Source organism: Reyranella sp. (assembly GCF_052439685.1).
GTDB lineage: Bacteria > Pseudomonadota > Alphaproteobacteria > Reyranellales > Reyranellaceae > Reyranella.
Genome location: NZ_JBQVQG010000024.1, coordinates 1 through 15,091 on the forward strand (window position 1 = coordinate 1; position 15,091 = coordinate 15,091).

Annotated in this window: 19 protein-coding genes and 1 riboswitch; of the genes, 16 read left to right on the forward strand and 3 right to left on the reverse strand. The window is 65.6% G+C overall.

Features of this window, described 5'->3' with window-relative positions:
- Nucleotides 1–357, reverse strand: a 357-nt coding sequence (locus ACT6UX_RS23460; protein WP_444777573.1) for an RNA recognition motif domain-containing protein, incomplete at its 3' end; no start/stop codon positions are given.
- A gap of 289 nt (nucleotides 358–646) precedes the next feature.
- Here ACT6UX_RS23460 and ACT6UX_RS23465 point away from each other — a divergent pair.
- The 4 genes from ACT6UX_RS23465 (at nucleotide 647) to ACT6UX_RS23480 (ending at nucleotide 4,736) form a co-directional block, all read left to right on the forward strand.
- Nucleotides 647–961 (forward strand): NIPSNAP family protein, encoded by a 315-nt coding sequence (locus ACT6UX_RS23465; RefSeq protein ID WP_444777574.1) that lies wholly within the window; start codon nucleotides 647–649, stop codon nucleotides 959–961.
- 16 nt (nucleotides 962–977) lie between these two features.
- The gene (locus ACT6UX_RS23470) at nucleotides 978–2,666 is read left to right on the forward strand and encodes a thiamine pyrophosphate-binding protein (RefSeq protein ID WP_444777575.1); all 1,689 of its coding nucleotides are present in this window, start codon (nucleotides 978–980) and stop codon (nucleotides 2,664–2,666) included.
- Between the two features lie 71 nt (nucleotides 2,667–2,737).
- Nucleotides 2,738–2,814, forward strand: a riboswitch (SAM riboswitch).
- 74 nt (nucleotides 2,815–2,888) lie between these two features.
- The gene (locus tag ACT6UX_RS23475; protein WP_444777576.1) at nucleotides 2,889–4,100 is read left to right on the forward strand and encodes an O-succinylhomoserine sulfhydrylase; all 1,212 of its coding nucleotides are present in this window, start codon (nucleotides 2,889–2,891) and stop codon (nucleotides 4,098–4,100) included.
- 24 nt (nucleotides 4,101–4,124) lie between these two features.
- Nucleotides 4,125–4,736 (forward strand): TenA family protein, encoded by a 612-nt coding sequence (locus ACT6UX_RS23480; protein ID WP_444777577.1) that lies wholly within the window; start codon nucleotides 4,125–4,127, stop codon nucleotides 4,734–4,736.
- A gap of 293 nt (nucleotides 4,737–5,029) precedes the next feature.
- Here the strand turns inward: ACT6UX_RS23480 and ACT6UX_RS23485 are convergent, their stop codons facing one another.
- On the reverse strand, nucleotides 5,030–5,479 hold the full coding sequence (locus tag ACT6UX_RS23485; RefSeq protein ID WP_444777578.1) for a MarR family winged helix-turn-helix transcriptional regulator: 450 nt from the start codon (nucleotides 5,477–5,479) through the stop codon (nucleotides 5,030–5,032).
- Nucleotides 5,480–5,558: 79 nt separating this feature from the next.
- Between ACT6UX_RS23485 and ACT6UX_RS23490 the strand changes: the two genes are divergently transcribed.
- The 12 genes from ACT6UX_RS23490 (at nucleotide 5,559) to ACT6UX_RS23545 (ending at nucleotide 13,519) form a co-directional block, all read left to right on the forward strand.
- Nucleotides 5,559–6,032, forward strand: coding sequence for a PaaI family thioesterase (locus tag ACT6UX_RS23490; RefSeq protein WP_444777579.1), 474 nt, complete (start codon nucleotides 5,559–5,561; stop codon nucleotides 6,030–6,032).
- 14 nt (nucleotides 6,033–6,046) lie between these two features.
- Nucleotides 6,047–6,955, forward strand: coding sequence for a cation diffusion facilitator family transporter (locus ACT6UX_RS23495; protein ID WP_444777580.1), 909 nt, complete (start codon nucleotides 6,047–6,049; stop codon nucleotides 6,953–6,955).
- Between the two features lie 60 nt (nucleotides 6,956–7,015).
- Nucleotides 7,016–7,408, forward strand: coding sequence for a Co2+/Mg2+ efflux protein ApaG (apaG, locus tag ACT6UX_RS23500; protein ID WP_444777581.1), 393 nt, complete (start codon nucleotides 7,016–7,018; stop codon nucleotides 7,406–7,408).
- Between the two features lie 26 nt (nucleotides 7,409–7,434).
- Entirely contained in the window at nucleotides 7,435–8,061 is a 627-nt protein-coding gene (gene folE, locus ACT6UX_RS23505; protein WP_444777582.1) for a GTP cyclohydrolase I FolE, read from the forward strand.
- A gap of 138 nt (nucleotides 8,062–8,199) precedes the next feature.
- Nucleotides 8,200–9,369 carry an acetylornithine deacetylase gene (gene argE, locus ACT6UX_RS23510; protein ID WP_444777583.1) on the forward strand — a complete coding sequence of 390 codons (1,170 nt, stop codon included), beginning with the start codon at nucleotides 8,200–8,202 and terminating at the stop codon, nucleotides 9,367–9,369.
- Between the two features lie 24 nt (nucleotides 9,370–9,393).
- Complete coding sequence (locus ACT6UX_RS23515) at nucleotides 9,394–9,828, forward strand: hypothetical protein (protein ID WP_444777584.1); 435 nt, start codon at nucleotides 9,394–9,396, stop codon at nucleotides 9,826–9,828.
- A 9-nt stretch (nucleotides 9,829–9,837) separates the two neighbouring features.
- Complete coding sequence (locus tag ACT6UX_RS23520; RefSeq protein WP_444777585.1) at nucleotides 9,838–10,710, forward strand: 2-dehydro-3-deoxygalactonokinase; 873 nt, start codon at nucleotides 9,838–9,840, stop codon at nucleotides 10,708–10,710.
- Nucleotides 10,707–11,333 carry a 2-dehydro-3-deoxy-6-phosphogalactonate aldolase gene (locus tag ACT6UX_RS23525; protein ID WP_444777586.1) on the forward strand — a complete coding sequence of 209 codons (627 nt, stop codon included), beginning with the start codon at nucleotides 10,707–10,709 and terminating at the stop codon, nucleotides 11,331–11,333. Before ACT6UX_RS23520 ends, ACT6UX_RS23525 begins: the two co-directional genes overlap by 4 nt.
- A 108-nt stretch (nucleotides 11,334–11,441) precedes the next feature.
- Nucleotides 11,442–11,771 carry a hypothetical protein gene (locus tag ACT6UX_RS23530; protein ID WP_444777587.1) on the forward strand — a complete coding sequence of 110 codons (330 nt, stop codon included), beginning with the start codon at nucleotides 11,442–11,444 and terminating at the stop codon, nucleotides 11,769–11,771.
- A gap of 116 nt (nucleotides 11,772–11,887) precedes the next feature.
- Nucleotides 11,888–12,481, forward strand: coding sequence for a PadR family transcriptional regulator (locus ACT6UX_RS23535; RefSeq protein ID WP_444777588.1), 594 nt, complete (start codon nucleotides 11,888–11,890; stop codon nucleotides 12,479–12,481).
- Entirely contained in the window at nucleotides 12,478–12,798 is a 321-nt protein-coding gene (locus ACT6UX_RS23540) for a DUF2218 domain-containing protein (RefSeq protein WP_444777589.1), read from the forward strand. Before ACT6UX_RS23535 ends, ACT6UX_RS23540 begins: the two co-directional genes overlap by 4 nt.
- Nucleotides 12,799–12,865: 67 nt before the next feature.
- On the forward strand, nucleotides 12,866–13,519 hold the full coding sequence (locus ACT6UX_RS23545; protein WP_444777590.1) for an FABP family protein: 654 nt from the start codon (nucleotides 12,866–12,868) through the stop codon (nucleotides 13,517–13,519).
- 7 nt (nucleotides 13,520–13,526) lie between these two features.
- Here the strand turns inward: ACT6UX_RS23545 and ACT6UX_RS23550 are convergent, their stop codons facing one another.
- Nucleotides 13,527–15,041, reverse strand: coding sequence for an ABC transporter substrate-binding protein (locus ACT6UX_RS23550; RefSeq protein ID WP_444777591.1), 1,515 nt, complete (start codon nucleotides 15,039–15,041; stop codon nucleotides 13,527–13,529).
- Between the last annotated feature and the right edge of the window lie 50 nt (nucleotides 15,042–15,091).

Consider the following 15,091-nt stretch of genomic DNA (forward strand, 5'->3'; position numbering starts at 1 on the left):
GCCATAGGGCGGGCGCGGGCCGCGCGGACGGAAGCCGCCGCCATCGCGGCCGCCACCACCGCCGCCGCCGCCATATCCACCACCGCCACCGCCGCCGCCACCACCGGGCTGACGTTCGACGGCTTCACGGACCGCGATCGAGCGGCCATCCAGCAACGCGCCGTTCATGGCCTGCATGGCCGAGGCGCCTTGGTCATCGGTTTCCATCTCGAGGAACGCAAAGCCGCGGCTGCGGCCGGTCTCGCGATCCACGATCACTTTCGAAGAGGTAACGGTGCCGAACTGAGAGAAGGCTTCAGACAGACGCTCAGACGTGACCGAATAGGGCAGGTTGCCCACAAACAATTTGCGACTCATTCAAGGCTCTGGGCTAGAGGAAGGATCGAGCGGAGTCCGGCGCGCGCTTGCTGGACGGATGCGTCCAAGCGTTTCGATGACCTATGACAGATGACCAAGTAGCTCACGGGAAGACGTTGACCGGTATCGCGCTCCGCGACTGTGGGCCGAGACTCATGATGATGCTCGTCGGCTAGTGTCGCAATGCAGCACTTATGCGCCTATTCCGGCTTTGAGTCCACCGCGTCGCGGGCTTGAGGCACAAGGAAGCACGGCACACAATCAGCGGGAATTCAGGAGGAATTTGAACGTGATCGTCGACCATCGAACCTACGAGTTGCAGCCCGGTCGCTTGCGCGACTTCCTCGCGCTCTACGAAAAAGAGGGCCTGCCCATCCAACTCAAGCATCTCGGCAACCTCGTGGGCTACTACACGACCGAGGTCGGCAACGTGAACGAGATCGTTCACATGTGGGGTTATGCCGATCTCGCCGACCGCACCAGGCGTCGCGCTGCGATGGCTGCAGATCCCGCCTGGCAAGCTTATTTGCAGAAGAGCCGAGAATATATGAAGACGATGAACAACAAGATATTGGTGCCCACCACCTTTTCACCCACGAAGTAAGGGAAAGAACTCCAAGATGGCTACCGCATACCCGCGCCGAAGCGGCGCGCAGGTTCTGATCGACCAACTGCGTATCCACGGCACCGACACGATCTTCGGCGTGCCCGGCGAGAGCTACCTCGCCGCGCTCGACGCCCTCTACGCCCAGCGTAATTCCATCCGTTATGTCATCTGCCGCCAGGAAGGCGGCGCCGCCTACATGGCCGAGGCGTACGGCAAGCTGACCGGCAAGCCCGGCGTCTGTTTCGTCACGCGCGGGCCGGGCGCCACCAATGCCAGCGTCGGAATGCATACCGGCTTCCAGGATTCGACGCCCATGATTCTGCTGGTCGGACAGGTTGCCCGCGAGCAGGCGGAGCGCGAGGCGTTCCAGGAAATCGACTATCGCCGCATGTATGGCCAGATGGCCAAGTGGGTGACCCAGATCGAGGATGCCCGCCGTATTCCCGAGATCGTGAGCCAGGCCTTCCATCGCGCCATGAACGGCCGGCCGGGTCCCGTCGTCATCGCCCTGCCCGAAGACATGCTGGTCGACGAGGTCGAGGTCGCCGACACCGGTCCCTACAAGGTCGCGCGTGGCGCGCCCGCGCCGGAAGACATGGCGACATTCCGCGAACTGCTGGCCGCGGCGAAGCAGCCGCTGGTCATCCTGGGCGGCGGCGGTTGGGACGCGAAGGCCTGCGACGACATCAAGGCATTCGTCGAAGCCAACCACCTGCCGGTGACGACCGCCTTCCGCAACCAGGACCTGATCGACAACCGTCACGACAATTTCGTCGGCGATCTCGGCCTCGGCGTGAACCCGCCGCTCGGCAAGCGCATCAAGGAGAGCGACCTCATCATCGCGATCGGTCCGCGTCTCGGCGAGGCCACCACCGGCGGCTACACCATGTTCGACCTGCCGGTGCCGGCGCAGAAGATGGTGCACGTGCATGCCGGCGCCGAGGAGCTCGGCCGCGTCTATCAGGCGACCCTGCCGATCAACTCGGGCATGGCCCAGTTCGCGGCGGCCGCCAAGGCGATGAAGCCGGTCGATGCCTCCGCCTGGAAGGCGGGCATCGCCGAAGCGCGTGCCGACTATCTGAAGAACATCGAGCCGACGCCGATGCCCGGCTCGGCCAACCTCGCGGAGATCGTGGGCTGGCTGAACAAGCGTCTGCCCGACGACGTCATCGTCACCAACGGCGCGGGCAACTATGCCGGCTTCGTCCACCGCTTCTTCCAGTATCGCGGCTTCCGCACCCAGCTCGCGCCGACCAACGGCTCGATGGGCTACGGCGTGCCGTCGGCGGTGGCGGCCAAGATCGCCGCGCCCGAGCGCACCGTCGTGTCGTTCAGCGGCGACGGCTGCTTCCTGATGAACGGGCAGGAGTTCGCGACCGCCGTCCAGCACGGAGCCAACGTCGTGTTCATCGTGGTCGACAACGGCATGTACGGCACGATCCGCATGCATCAGGAGCGTGAGTATCCGACGCGCGTCCACGGGACCGAGCTGAAGAACCCCGACTTCGCGGCCTATGCCCGCGCCTTCGGCGGTCATGGCGAGACGGTCGAGCGCACGGCGGACTTCGAGGCGGCGTTCGAGCGCGCCCTGGGCGCCGGCAAGCCTTCGATCATCCATGTGAAGACGGACGCGGAGGCGATCACCTCGCGCATCACCATGACCAAGCTCCGCGAGCAGGCGCTGGCGAAGCAGAAGCACTGACTTGAGAAAGCGAAAGCGGCCGGACGCAAACCCGATCGATGGGCTTGCGTCCGGCCGTCGCCGCCCTTATAGAGGCGGTCCGTGGAGATTTGAGCCGACCGGCTTGCGACCACGTTAAACATCGCTAAAAGGTCGGAGGTGCTCGCAAAGCCCCCGTCCTTCCAGGTCGGGGGCTTTTCGTTTGCGCAGCTGGAAGGGCGCGCGGCGAGACAGGAGAGTGAGATGGACGGTTCGATTTCCGGCAAGAAGGCGCAAGCCGACGTTTCGAAGTGGCGCACCCAGACCCGCGCGGTGCGCGGTGGCCAGATCCGCAGCAACTTCGACGAGACGTCCGAAGCGCTGTTCCTGACCTCGGGCTACGCCTATGCGAGCGCGGAGGAGGCCGAGGCCACCTTCAAGGGCGAGAGCAACCACTACCAGTATTCGCGCTTCGGCAATCCGACCGTCACCATGTTCGAGAACCGGCTGGCCGCGCTGGAAGGCGCCGAGGCCTGTCGCTCGACCTCGACCGGCATGTCGGCGGTGTTCTTCGCGCTGCTGGCGCTGCTCAAGTCGGGCGACCGTATCGTCGCGGCCCGCCAGCTCTTCGGCTCCTGCCACTACATCGTGACCGACCTGCTGCCGAAGTACGGCATCCAGAGCGAGCTGGTCGATGGCGGCGATCTCGCGCAGTGGGAAAAGGCCTTGAGCAAGCCGACGCAGGCCGTGCTGTTCGAATCGCCGTCCAATCCGATGCTCGACATCGTCGACGTGAAGGCGGTGTGCGATCTCGCCCACAAGGCCGGCGCCAAGGTCGTGCTCGACAACGCCTTCGCCACGCCGATCCTGCAGCGTCCGCTCGAATTCGGCGCCGACGTCGTGGTCCACTCCGCCACCAAGTACATCGACGGCCAGGGCCGCACCCTGGGCGGCGCGGTGCTGGGCTCGAAGGAGTTCATCATCGACAAGCTGCAGCCGATCATCCGCAATACGGGTCCCTCGCTCAGCCCGTTCAATGCCTGGGTGCTGGTGAAGGGCCTGGAGACGCTCGGCCTGCGCGTCGAGCGCCACTGTGCCAACGCGCGCCGCGTCGCCGATGCGCTGGCCGCCCATCCGGCGATCGGCCGCGTGCTTTATCCCGGACGTCCCGACCATCCGCAGCACGCGCTGGCCGCGAAGCAGATGTCCGACTTTGGCGGCGTGGTGACGTTCGACCTCAAGGCCGGCAAGCAGGGCGCGTTCGCGGCGCTGAACCGCCTGCAGATCGTCGACATTTCGAACAATCTCGGCGATGCCAAGAGCCTCGTCACCCATCCGGCGACGACCACCCACATGCGCATCGGCGCCGAGGAGCGCGCGAAGCTCGGCATCACCGACGGCACGGTCCGCCTCTCGGTCGGCCTCGAGGATGTCGAGGACATCATCGCAGATCTCACGCAGGCGCTGGGCGGCTGAAGCCGGCAGTCGGAGACGGGGGGAATGGCACTTTCGGCCGATCTGTGGGCGGCGAACGCCGACCTCGCATCACGCATCCTGTCGCACGGTTTCGTGCGCGGGCTGCGGGACGGCTCGCTGCCGATCGAATGCTTCAAGGGCTATGTCGCGCAGGACGCCTATTTCCTCGAAGCCTTCGCCCGCGCCTATGCCTTCTGCCTCGCCAATTCGCGCTCTCGCGAGGATCTGTACGGCTTCGCCGGCCTGATCGCCGGCGTCCTCGAGGAGCTCAAGCTCCATAAGGGTTATGCCGAACGCTGGCGGGTCGACCTCGATGGCGTCGCCCCCATCGAGTCGACACGCGCCTATGTCGATTTTCTTCTCGAGACGGCGCGGCGCGGCAATCTCGGCGAGACGATTGCGGCGATGACCCCGTGCATGCGGCTCTACGCCTTCCTCGGCCGTTCGCTGGCGGCGAACAGCGTGGCCAAGCTCTATTCGGACTGGGTGAAGACCTATGCCGATCCGGGTTTCGAGGCGCTGGCCGCTCAACTCGAAACCCTGCTCGATCTCCATGCGGAGGACACCGAGGCGGTGCGCGCCAACTATCGCCGCGCCATGGAACTCGAACTCGGCTTCTTCGCCGCCCACGCCTAGATTCCTTCCGTTTTACATTGACCCACTTACCTCATCCTGAGGAGCCGCGCCTTGCGCGGTGTCTCGAAGGATGGCCAACAAACGCGGTGCGCGTGCCCACCCTTCGAGACGCATCGCTGCGCGATGCTCCTCAGGGTGAGGTCGGTGTTGGAATGCTCGGCTCGTGGCAGGTCCCGCCGGGAACATCCGCGGTACCAGGATACCTGTATGAGGGGTGCGACTCTCGTTTCGACTGATTCGTTTATTTCGCTTGTTTCGTTTATTTGCCATGACTCGGCTTTTTCAACGCCCTGTCAGAGCGGCGCCAGTTTCTCCATCGAGCGGTCGAGGGCGCCATGCAGGTCGGCGGTCAGCTTTGCACCCATCGCCGTCCGCACTTCCTGTTCGGCAGCGCCCCACAGCGGTAGCGCGCGCTTGAACAGGGCGCGGCCGGCCGGCGTCGCGACCAGCTCGTGCCGGCGCTTGTCACCCGCGGCCGCCCGTTCGATCACGCCCGAGGCCAGCAGCGGCCGCAGGTTGCGCGTCAGGGTGGTGCGATCGGTCGCGACGAGTTCGGACAGCTCGGTGATGCTGACGGGGCCGCGCGAGATCACGTAGCCCAGCAGGGAGAACTGCGAGATGCGCAGGCCGGTCGGTGCCAGGTGCCGGCTGTAGATCTGGGTGACGCGCCGCGCCGCGCTGCGCACGCGAAAGCAGGTGCACTCGGCGGGCGACAGGCGGACCGGAGGAGAATCGGCTGTCATGGCGCCGAGAGTATCGCTGGTCGTTGCGCTGGCAAAGTCTCAATGTGTATATGCACTTAAAATTGAGATGGAGGCGGACATGGTGGCAGAAGCGGGATATGGCGTCGTGCCGATCGAGCAGGCGCGCACCCTGGACGGGCTGGACCTCTTCAAGGGACTGCTGGAGGGGCGCTATCCGGCGCCGCCGATCTCCCGGGCCCTGGGTTTCAACCTGCAGGAAGTCGAAGCCGGCCGCGTGCTGTTCGGCTACACGCCGGTCTTCGACCATTACAACCCGCTGGGCACGGTCCATGGCGGCATCGCCGCCACCCTGCTCGACTCGGTGATGGGCTGCTGCATCCACACGATGCTGAAGGCCGGCAGCGGCTATACCACCGTCGAGATCAAGGTGAACTACGTGCGTGCCATGACCGACAAGACCGGGCCGGTCCGGGCCGAGGGAAAGGTCATCAATGTCGGTTCGCGCATCGCCACTTCGGAAGGGCGCCTGACCGACGCCTCCGGCAAGCTGCTCGCACATGGCACCACGACCTGCCTGATCTTCCCGATTTAGCTTAGTCTGGCGGGATGCAGAATGCCGCCGCCGAACAAGGCCTCCTGAAACTTTCCATCGCCGTCACCATCGTCGTGTCGGCCTTCGGCGTGCTGTTCGGCCTGCTGTCGGGGTCGATGTCGATCCTGTTCGACGGCGTCTTCTCGGCCATCGATGCGGCGATGTCGGGACTGGCGCTTTTCGTGTCTCGCCTCGTTACCCGCGTTGCCGAGAACCGGCGTTTCCAGTTCGGCTACTGGCATATCGAGCCGATGGTGCTGGCCTTCAACGGCGGCACGCTGATGCTGCTCTGCTTCTATGCGTTCCTGAATGCCCTCGACAGCCTTCTGGCCGGTGGCCGCCAGCTCGATTTCGACTGGGCCATGGCCTATGCCGTCATGGTCTGCGTCGTATGCTTCGGCATGTTCTTCTACGAGCGCCACCGCAATCGCCGGATCGGATCCGATTTCGTGCGGCTCGACACGCAGAGCTGGCTGATGAGCGGTGCCATCACCTCGGCCCTGCTCGTGGCTTTTGCGGTCGCTGCCGCGCTGAAGGGCACGGCCTGCGAGGATCTCGCCCCATACGCCGACCCGGCGGTGCTGGCCCTCTTGACGCTCGTTCTCGTCTTCGTGCCGATCGCCACCGTGCGGAGGGCGCTGCAGGAAATCCTGCTGATCACGCCGCCTGCGCTGGACGCCCGCGTCCGCCAGGTCATGGACGAGATGGTCACGCGACACGGATTCAAGACCTACACATCCTACGTCGCCAAGGTGGGGCGGGCGCAGTTCATCGAGATCCACATCGCCGTGCCGCCGCAATCCCCGATCGACAGTGTGGGTAAAGCCGATGCCATCCGCCGGGAGATCGCCGAGGCCATCGGCGGTGAGGGGCCGAACCGCTGGCTCACGATCGACTTCACTGCTGATCCGAGGTGGTTGTAGACGGGTTTGACCTTTTGGCCCGAAACTCCCATGTCAGGGGCTGGAGGAATTCGCCCGCGCATGTACAAAGCCACAACCCGTGCCATCCAGGTGACGGTCCAGCCTCAATATCTGCCGGATCAGTCGGAGCCCGAGAAGTCACAATTCGTCTGGGCCTATACGGTGCGCATCGAGAACAAGGGCGATGTCGCGGTGCAGTTGCGCAGCCGGCACTGGAAGATCACCGACGGGCTTGGCCGCCTTCAGGAGGTGAAGGGACCGGGCGTCGTCGGCAAGACGCCGTTGCTGCGCCCTGGCGAGGTGTTCGAGTACACTTCCGGGACGCCACTTTCCACGCCATCCGGCATCATGGGCGGCACGTATCAGATGGTCGACGAGGCGGGCGTGAAATTCGACATCGAGATTCCGACCTTTTCGCTCGACACGCCAACGACGCAGCGCAGCCTCAACTAGGCTGCGCGGATCAAGGGGGTAAGACGATGAACAAGATGGCGAAGCCGCGCGAGGTCGTTTCGCTCGCCACCGGCCTGTCCCGGCCTTCGCGCGAGGAGGCCGAGGCGGCCGTCCGCACGCTGATCCAATGGGCCGGCGACGATCCCGGCCGCGAGGGCCTGGCCGGCACGCCCGATCGCGTCGTGCGCTCCTACGAGGAATTCTTCGCCGGCTACGACCAGGATCCGCGCGACATGCTGCAGCGGACCTTCGAGGAGGTCGAGGGCTACGACGAGGTCGTGGCGCTGCGCGACATCCGGCTGGAATCGCACTGCGAGCATCACATGGTGCCGATCATCGGCAGGGTCCATGTCGGCTATCTGCCGGACAAGCGCGTGGTCGGCATCAGCAAGCTCGCCCGCGTGGTCGATGCCTTCGGTCACCGTCTGCAGATCCAGGAGAAGCTGACGGCTCAGATCGCCAACACGCTGCAGGAAGTGCTCCAGCCGCGCGGCGTCGCCGACGTCATCGAGGCGGCGCACCAGGGCAAGACCACCCGCGGCGTCCACAAGTCGGACGTGACCATGGTGACCAGCCGAATGCTGGGGGCCTTCCGCGACAATGGCGAGACACGGCGCGAATTCCTGAGCATGATCGGCCGCGCGTCGATTTAGCTTCCACCTCATCCCGAGGAGCGCGCCCCGGCGCGCGTCTCGAAGGATGTGATCCAGCAGGTTGTTGCCCACCCTTCGAGACGCCGCGCTCGCGCGGCTCCTCAGGGTGAGGCCGGAATAGAGTGAGCAAGGGACATCATGGCCGGAGAGACCGTCAATTCCATCGAAATGCTGCGCAGGCTCGTGGCTTTCGACACCACCTCGCGCAATTCCAACCTCGCTCTGATCGAGTACGTGCAGGCCTACCTCAAGGGTCACGGCGTCGAGTCCAAGCTGGTGCCCAACGAGGACGGCTCGAAGGCCAATCTATTCGCCTCCATCGGCCCCAACGTGCCAGGCGGCGTCGTCCTGTCGGGCCATACCGACGTCGTGCCGGTCGACGGCCAGCCCTGGGTCACCGACCCGTGGACGCTCACGCTGAAGGACGACAAGTATTACGGCCGCGGCACCTGCGACATGAAGGCTTTCTATGCGATCGGGCTCGCCATGCTGCCGGAGTTCCTGAAGGCCCCTCTCAAGAAGCCGATCCACTTCGCGCTCTCCTACGACGAGGAGATCGGCTGCTTCGGCGCGCATTCGCTGGCCGCCCGCATGGCGACCGAGGTGCCGAAGCCGCGCGTCATCATCATCGGCGAGCCGACCATGATGACCGTGGTGCATGCCCACAAGGGCAGCCAGAGCTACGTCACCAAGTTCACCGGCTTCGAGGCGCATTCCTCGATGACCCATCTCGGTGTCAGCGCCATCCATTTCGCCGGTGAGTTCATCCACTACCTCAACACGGTGCAGGAGGAGCTCGAGGCCGCGGCGCCGAAGGACAGCGAGTTCATGCCGGCCGCCGCGACCTTCAACGTCGGCACCATCATCGGCGGCACCGCCGGTAACATCCTGGCGCGCGAGTGCGAGGTCCTGTGGGGCTATCGCGAGCTGCCGACGCGGCCGATCGAGGAGCTGGGCGAACGTGCCAAGAAGTGGCTGAAGGAAGAGCTGCTGCCGAAGATGAAGGCGAAGCACCCGGCGGCCGGCATCGAGACCGAGCTGCGCGCCTCGACCCCCGCCTTCTCGCCCGAGGGCAACGACGACGCCAAGACCCTGGCGGGAAGCTGGTCGGGCTCCAACACGGTCGGCGCCGTGGTCTACGCGACCGAAGCCGGCATCTTCCGCAAGGTGCTGGGCGTGCCGACGGTCGTGTGCGGCCCCGGCGACATCGCCCAGGCGCATCAGCCCAACGAATTCATCCTGGCCTCGCAGATCGATGCCGGCGAGGAATTCATGAAGCGCATGCTGGAGTGGTCCTGCCGGGACTAGGTCTGCAGGGTTGAGAGAGGGCCGATGGCGAAGGTTCCTGGTTCCTGGGAGAAGGCGGAAAGCCTGACCGGCCCTTGGGCGGGACCTTCGACACAGCCTGTGCTGCGCATTGTTGACGATCCCGACAGTTTGACTCCGGATGTGCTTTCGATTGTGACGCCGGAGCAGTTCGATCGGGCCTTCGAAGAATACAGACAGTGGGGGCCGCGTGCCTCTGTTCCGATAGAGGAACGGTGGCCCGCGGCACTTCCCGACGTCGATCCCTCGAAGTATCCAAATCTAAAGGCGAAATGCCGAGAGATTACGTGGACAGTCGTTCGATGGGATGACGACGTGAAATGTGGGCGACTTCGCGATGAGGACGATGTCGTGAAGCGTATGGTCGCGATCAGGTATCCCTATCTGACGCAACGACATCAGATTTCCGTAAGAAACTACGCCTCGTTCGCCAACAGGTGAGTGGTTGAAGTGCCCAACCTGATCGCCGTCGACTGGGGGACGAGCTCTCTGCGGGGCGCCCGTCTCGACGGGGAGGGCCGCGTGCTGGAGGAGAAGAGCGCGCCGCTGGGGATTCTCAACGTCCCGAATGGCGATTTTGCCGGCGTCTTCGCGTCGTTGTTCTCCGAGTGGATGAAGCCGGCCGGCAGCGTCTGCCTGATCTCCGGCATGGCCGGCAGCCGGCAGGGCTGGGCCGAGGCGCCCTATGTCGCCTGTCCGGCCGGGCCCGAAGACCTCAAACGACACCTGCACTGGATCGAGCCGGGGCGCATCGCCCTGATGCCTGGCCTCAGTATCGAGCAGGGCGAGGTGCCCGACGTGATGCGCGGCGAGGAAGTACAGATCTTCGGCGCGATGCGGCTGGCCGGCCTCACGGACGGGCTGTTCGTGCTGCCCGGCACGCACAGCAAATGGGCCACGGTGCAGGGCGGCCGGGTGACCGGCTTCCGGACCTACATGACGGGCGAGTTCTATGGCGTGCTCGGCCGGCATTCCATCCTGGCCCGGACACTCGACGCCGAGGCACCGCTCGACGAAGCGATGTTCGGGCGCGGCGTGACGCGTGCCGGCGAGGGTAAGGGCCTGCTGCACGACGCCTTCGGCGTGCGGGCGCTCGCTTTGTTCGACCGTCTCTCCCCGGCGCAATCGGCGAGTTACCTCTCCGGCCTGCTGATCGGCGAGGAACTGCGTACGCAGGAGCTGACGGCCGGCCGCGAGGTCATCGTGATCGGCGCGCCGGCGCTCACGGAACGTTATGCTCTCGCGCTCGACCGCAGCGGAGTCCGGGTGCGCCGCTTCGGTGCCGAGGCAACCTGGGCGGGCATGAGGGCGGTGCTGGCATGAAGACGGTGGAGAGGTTCGAGGCCGCGATGCGCGCGCTGCCGCTCGTCGCCATCCTGCGCGGGGTGAAGCCCGCCGAGGCACCGGCGATCGGCGAGGCGCTGTTCGAAGCGGGTTTCCGCCTGATCGAAGTGCCGCTCAACTCGCCGCAGCCGCTCGACAGTATCGCGGCCTTGCGCGAGCGCTTTCCCGACGCCGTTATCGGCGCGGGGACCGTATTGACTGCGGCCGAGGTGAGGGAAGTCGCGTCGGCCGGAGGTGAGCTCGTCGTCGCGCCGAACTTCGATCGCGATGTCGTCGAGGAGACGGTGCGGCTCGGGCTGGTGAGCCTGCCCGGCATCCTGACTCCGACGGAAGCCTTCGCGGCCCTGAAGGAAGGCGCCCACGGATTGAAGCTCTTCCCGGCTGAGCTCGCCTCGCCTTCGGTGGTGAAGGCGCTGCTGGCGGTGCTGCCGAAGGGGACGCCGCTGATCCCGGTTGGTGGCATCGGCGCGGAAAACATGGCGGCCTGGCGCGCAGCCGGTGCGGCCGGCTTCGGTCTCGGTTCATCGCTCTACAAGCCGGGCGACGATGCGGCGGCGGTGAGAGTGAAGGCGGCCGCGATTGTGGCGGCTTGGCGTCTCTAGGGAAACGGGGTGAGGTTCGACCGACTGGGACGGGTCTCAATTCTCGCGCGTCTCTGTCGGCGACATGATAAACACTGTCGGAATTGCATACGGGCGTCGGAGAAAGTCATGGTTCGCACAATCGCAGGTTTGTCGTTGGGTCTGGCCTTGCTGGCGACCTCCGCCCATGCCGAAGTCTATTGCCGCGCCGAGGGTGTGCCGCATGGCTGCGTCTGGGCGCCCCGCGGCGCCGGCGCGCCGGGGGTGGGCGTGGTCCCGGGCGTGGGCGCGGGTGCGCCCGGTGTCGGCGTTGCGCCCGGCGTCGGTGTTGGCGCCCCTGGCGTGGGCGTGAGGCCCGGTGTCGGTGTCGGGGCGCCGGGAGCGGGCGTGACCCGGGAGGGCGGCGTGGACGGGGTGGTCAACGGCGGCGGTCCCGTCAATCGCGTCGGCCGTCACTAAGTAGCTGATTTAAAACCGTAATTCAGTGTCGTGGCGGAAAATGGCCACGACAGTCTTGAATTTGAGAACGATCAAGATATATCTTAGATATGTTCAATCATATCAGGACGAAATCCATGAGGTCTTCCCATCATCACCATCATCGAAGCGACGACGCGCACCGGCATGATTTCGGCCGTCGTGGCTTTGGCCACCATTCCGGCCATCGCTGGCACGGCGACTCGGGCGAGGGCCGCGGCGGGCAGGGGCGCCGGCGCGTCTTCGATGCGGGCGAACTGCGGCTCGTGCTGCTGAAGCTGATCGCCGATGAGCCACGGCACGGCTACGAGCTGATCCGCGCCATCGAGGAACTGACCGGCGGCCGTTACGTGCCGAGCCCCGGCATGATCTATCCGACGCTGACGATGCTCGCCGAGATGGGCCACATCGCCGAGGCGAAGTCGGAAGGGGCGCGCAAGTCCTTCGCGGTCACGCCGGACGGCATCGCCCACCTCGCGGAGCGCAAGGCGGAGGTCGACGCGCTGTTCGCGCGGCTGGCCGAACTCGCCGGCCTCCAGGAGCGTACCGACTCCGCGCCGGTGCGCCGGGCCATGAGCAATCTTCGCGAGGCGCTGATCCTGCGTCTCGGCCGCGACGGCGTGCAGAAGCAGACGGTGCACGACGCGGTCGCCATCATCGACGAAGCGGCGCAGAGGATCGAACGTCTATGAGTACCGCCAGCAGCGCGCGCGTGCCGACCGCCAACGGCAGCCGCTACCTCCAGCAGCTCTGCAAGCACTGGAGCCACAATCTCGAGGTCGAGTTCACGCCGGAAGCAGGCAGGGTCGTGTTTCCCCGCAACGCCCGCGGCGCCGACTGGCCGGGCGATGCCACCCTTCATCTGACGGCTCAGGCCGACGCGCTCGAATGCCGGCTGGAGGCCAGCGCGGAGGGGCAACTCGAAGCCCTCAAAGGCGCCGTCGCGAGCCACCTCGATCGCTTTGCCTTCCGCGAAGCACCGCTTTCCTTCGAGTGGCGCGATGCGTGACAAGCCGCGCGCTTGTTAAGCCGGGGCCGGGCTTGCACATTCCGCGCGAGTGCAGCCCGAGGACCCCATGTCGACCCTTCCTGAAGACGTCTTTACCGAGCCCGAGGATTTTTCGCCCGATACGCTCGCCAACCTTGGGCCACTGGCCCGCCTGGCCGGCGACTGGGAATCCGACAAGGGGATCGACATCGCGCCCAAGGCGCCGGGCCCGGAGCAGCGCGGCTTTCGCGAGCATATCCGGATGGAGCCGATCGACCCCCAGCCCAACGGGCCGCAGCTTCTCTACGGGCTGCGCTACCACATCCACATCAACACCGACGAGGAAGCCATCACCTTCCACGACCAGGTCGGCTACTGGTTGTGGGAGCCGGCCACCGGCCTGATCATGCAGTCGATCGCCATCCCGCGCGGCCAGGTCGTGCTGGCGGGCGGGACGGCGAAGCCCGGCGACAAGACGATCTCGGTGGAAGCCAAGCGCGGCGACACGCGCTTCGGCATCTGCTCGACCACTTTCCTCGAGCAGGCGTTTCGCACCGACTATTACCGCATCGACATCACCTTCAACGATGACGGCAGCTGGACCTACGTGACGCGCACCGATCTGGCGGTGCGCGGCAAGACGCCGGCCTTCAACCATCGCGACACGAACACGCTGCGCCGGATTTCGGCGCCGGCCCAGAACCCGATGGTCGACCGGCTGAAGAGCGGCAAGTTCGACTGAGCCTGCGCTATTTCAGCTTCAGACCGACCACCCGCAGCAGCCCGTCCGGCACCGGCCGGAATCCTTCGAGCCGGACCGTATGGGTCGCGAGATTCTGCGGGTGGTACAGGTAGAAGATCCAGCCTTTGTCGAGGAAGCGCTCGGTGGTCTTGGCGTAGATCGCCTTGCGCGCCTCGAGGTCGGTGGCGGCCCGCGCTTGCTGGTGCCAGGCGTCCAGTTCCTTGTCGCAGTATTTTCCCATGTTCTGCGGCGCGCCGCAGGTCTGGAAGACCACGGAATTGCCGTCGGGATCGCTGCGGCCGCTCCAGGTCAGCGCATAGACCTGGAAGTCGCCGTCCTCGCCGGCCTTCAACGCGGTCGCCACCTCGACCACGCGCAGCTTCAGGTCGAAGCCCGCTTCCGCCACCAGCGACTGCACGACCTCGGCGATGGCGCGCGACTCCGGCGCGTTGTTCACCATGTAGTCGAGGCTGAGCCGGCCGGTGATGCCGGCTTCCTTCATCAGCGCCTTCGCCTTGGCAATGTCGCGCTTGGGGATCGGAAAATCCTTCTGGTAGTACGGGCTCTGCGGGCTGACCCACTGATTGCCCGGCACGAACTCGCCGTTGAACACGACCTGGTTGATGGCGTCACGGTCGAGCGCCAGCTCGAAGGCGCGGCGCACCCGCGGGTCCTTGCCCAGCGGATTGTTCGACTTGGGCCCGTTCTCCTGGTTGATCATGAGCCCGAACCAGGCGAGCGACACCGAGTTGGCGAGCTTCAGCTTGGGATCGGCGCGCACGGTCGGGATGTCGGTCGCCAGGATGCGCTCGGTGAGGTCGATGCCGCCCGAGCGCAGGTTGGCCAGGCGCACGGTCGTATCGACGATGGGCAGGTAGGTGATCTTGTCGATGAAGACTTGGTTCCTGTTCCAGTAGTCGGCGAATTTCTCGACGACGATGCGGTCCTGCTGGACCCGCTCGACGAATTTGTATGGCCCGGCGCACACGGGCTTCAGCCCGAACTTGTCGCCCGCCGCCTCGGCGGCCTTGGGCGACACCATCATGCCCGCACGATCGGTGAGCTGCGCCAGCAACGGCGAGAAGGGCTGCTTCAGGTTCAGCTTGATGGTCAGCGGATCGACCACGTCGACGCTCTCGACGATGCCGATCTCGGGCTTGCGGAACGAGCCCTTCATCGTGAGGTGTCGGTCGAGGCTGTACTTGGCCGCGGCGGCGTCGAGCGGCTCGCCGTCGTGGAATTTCACCCCCGGGCGCAGCTTGATGAGGACCGTCTTGCCGTCGGCCGATGTCTCGTGGCCGAGCGCGAGCTGCGGCACGATCGCGAGCTTCTCGTCGATGTCGAACAGCTTGTCGCAGATCGACGCGAAGACGATGCGGCCGGTGTAGGTGCGCGACAGGGTGGGATCGAGCACGTCCGGATCGTCGCCGATCCCGATCCTGAGATGACCCTGCGCCGAGGCCGTAGTGGCCGCTGCGCAGAGCCCCAATGTCACGAGAAAACGATAAGCCGTCCGCCGCATGTTACCTCCGTCCTGACCGTCTCGGCACTCCAGCACGCGGCGTGCCATGA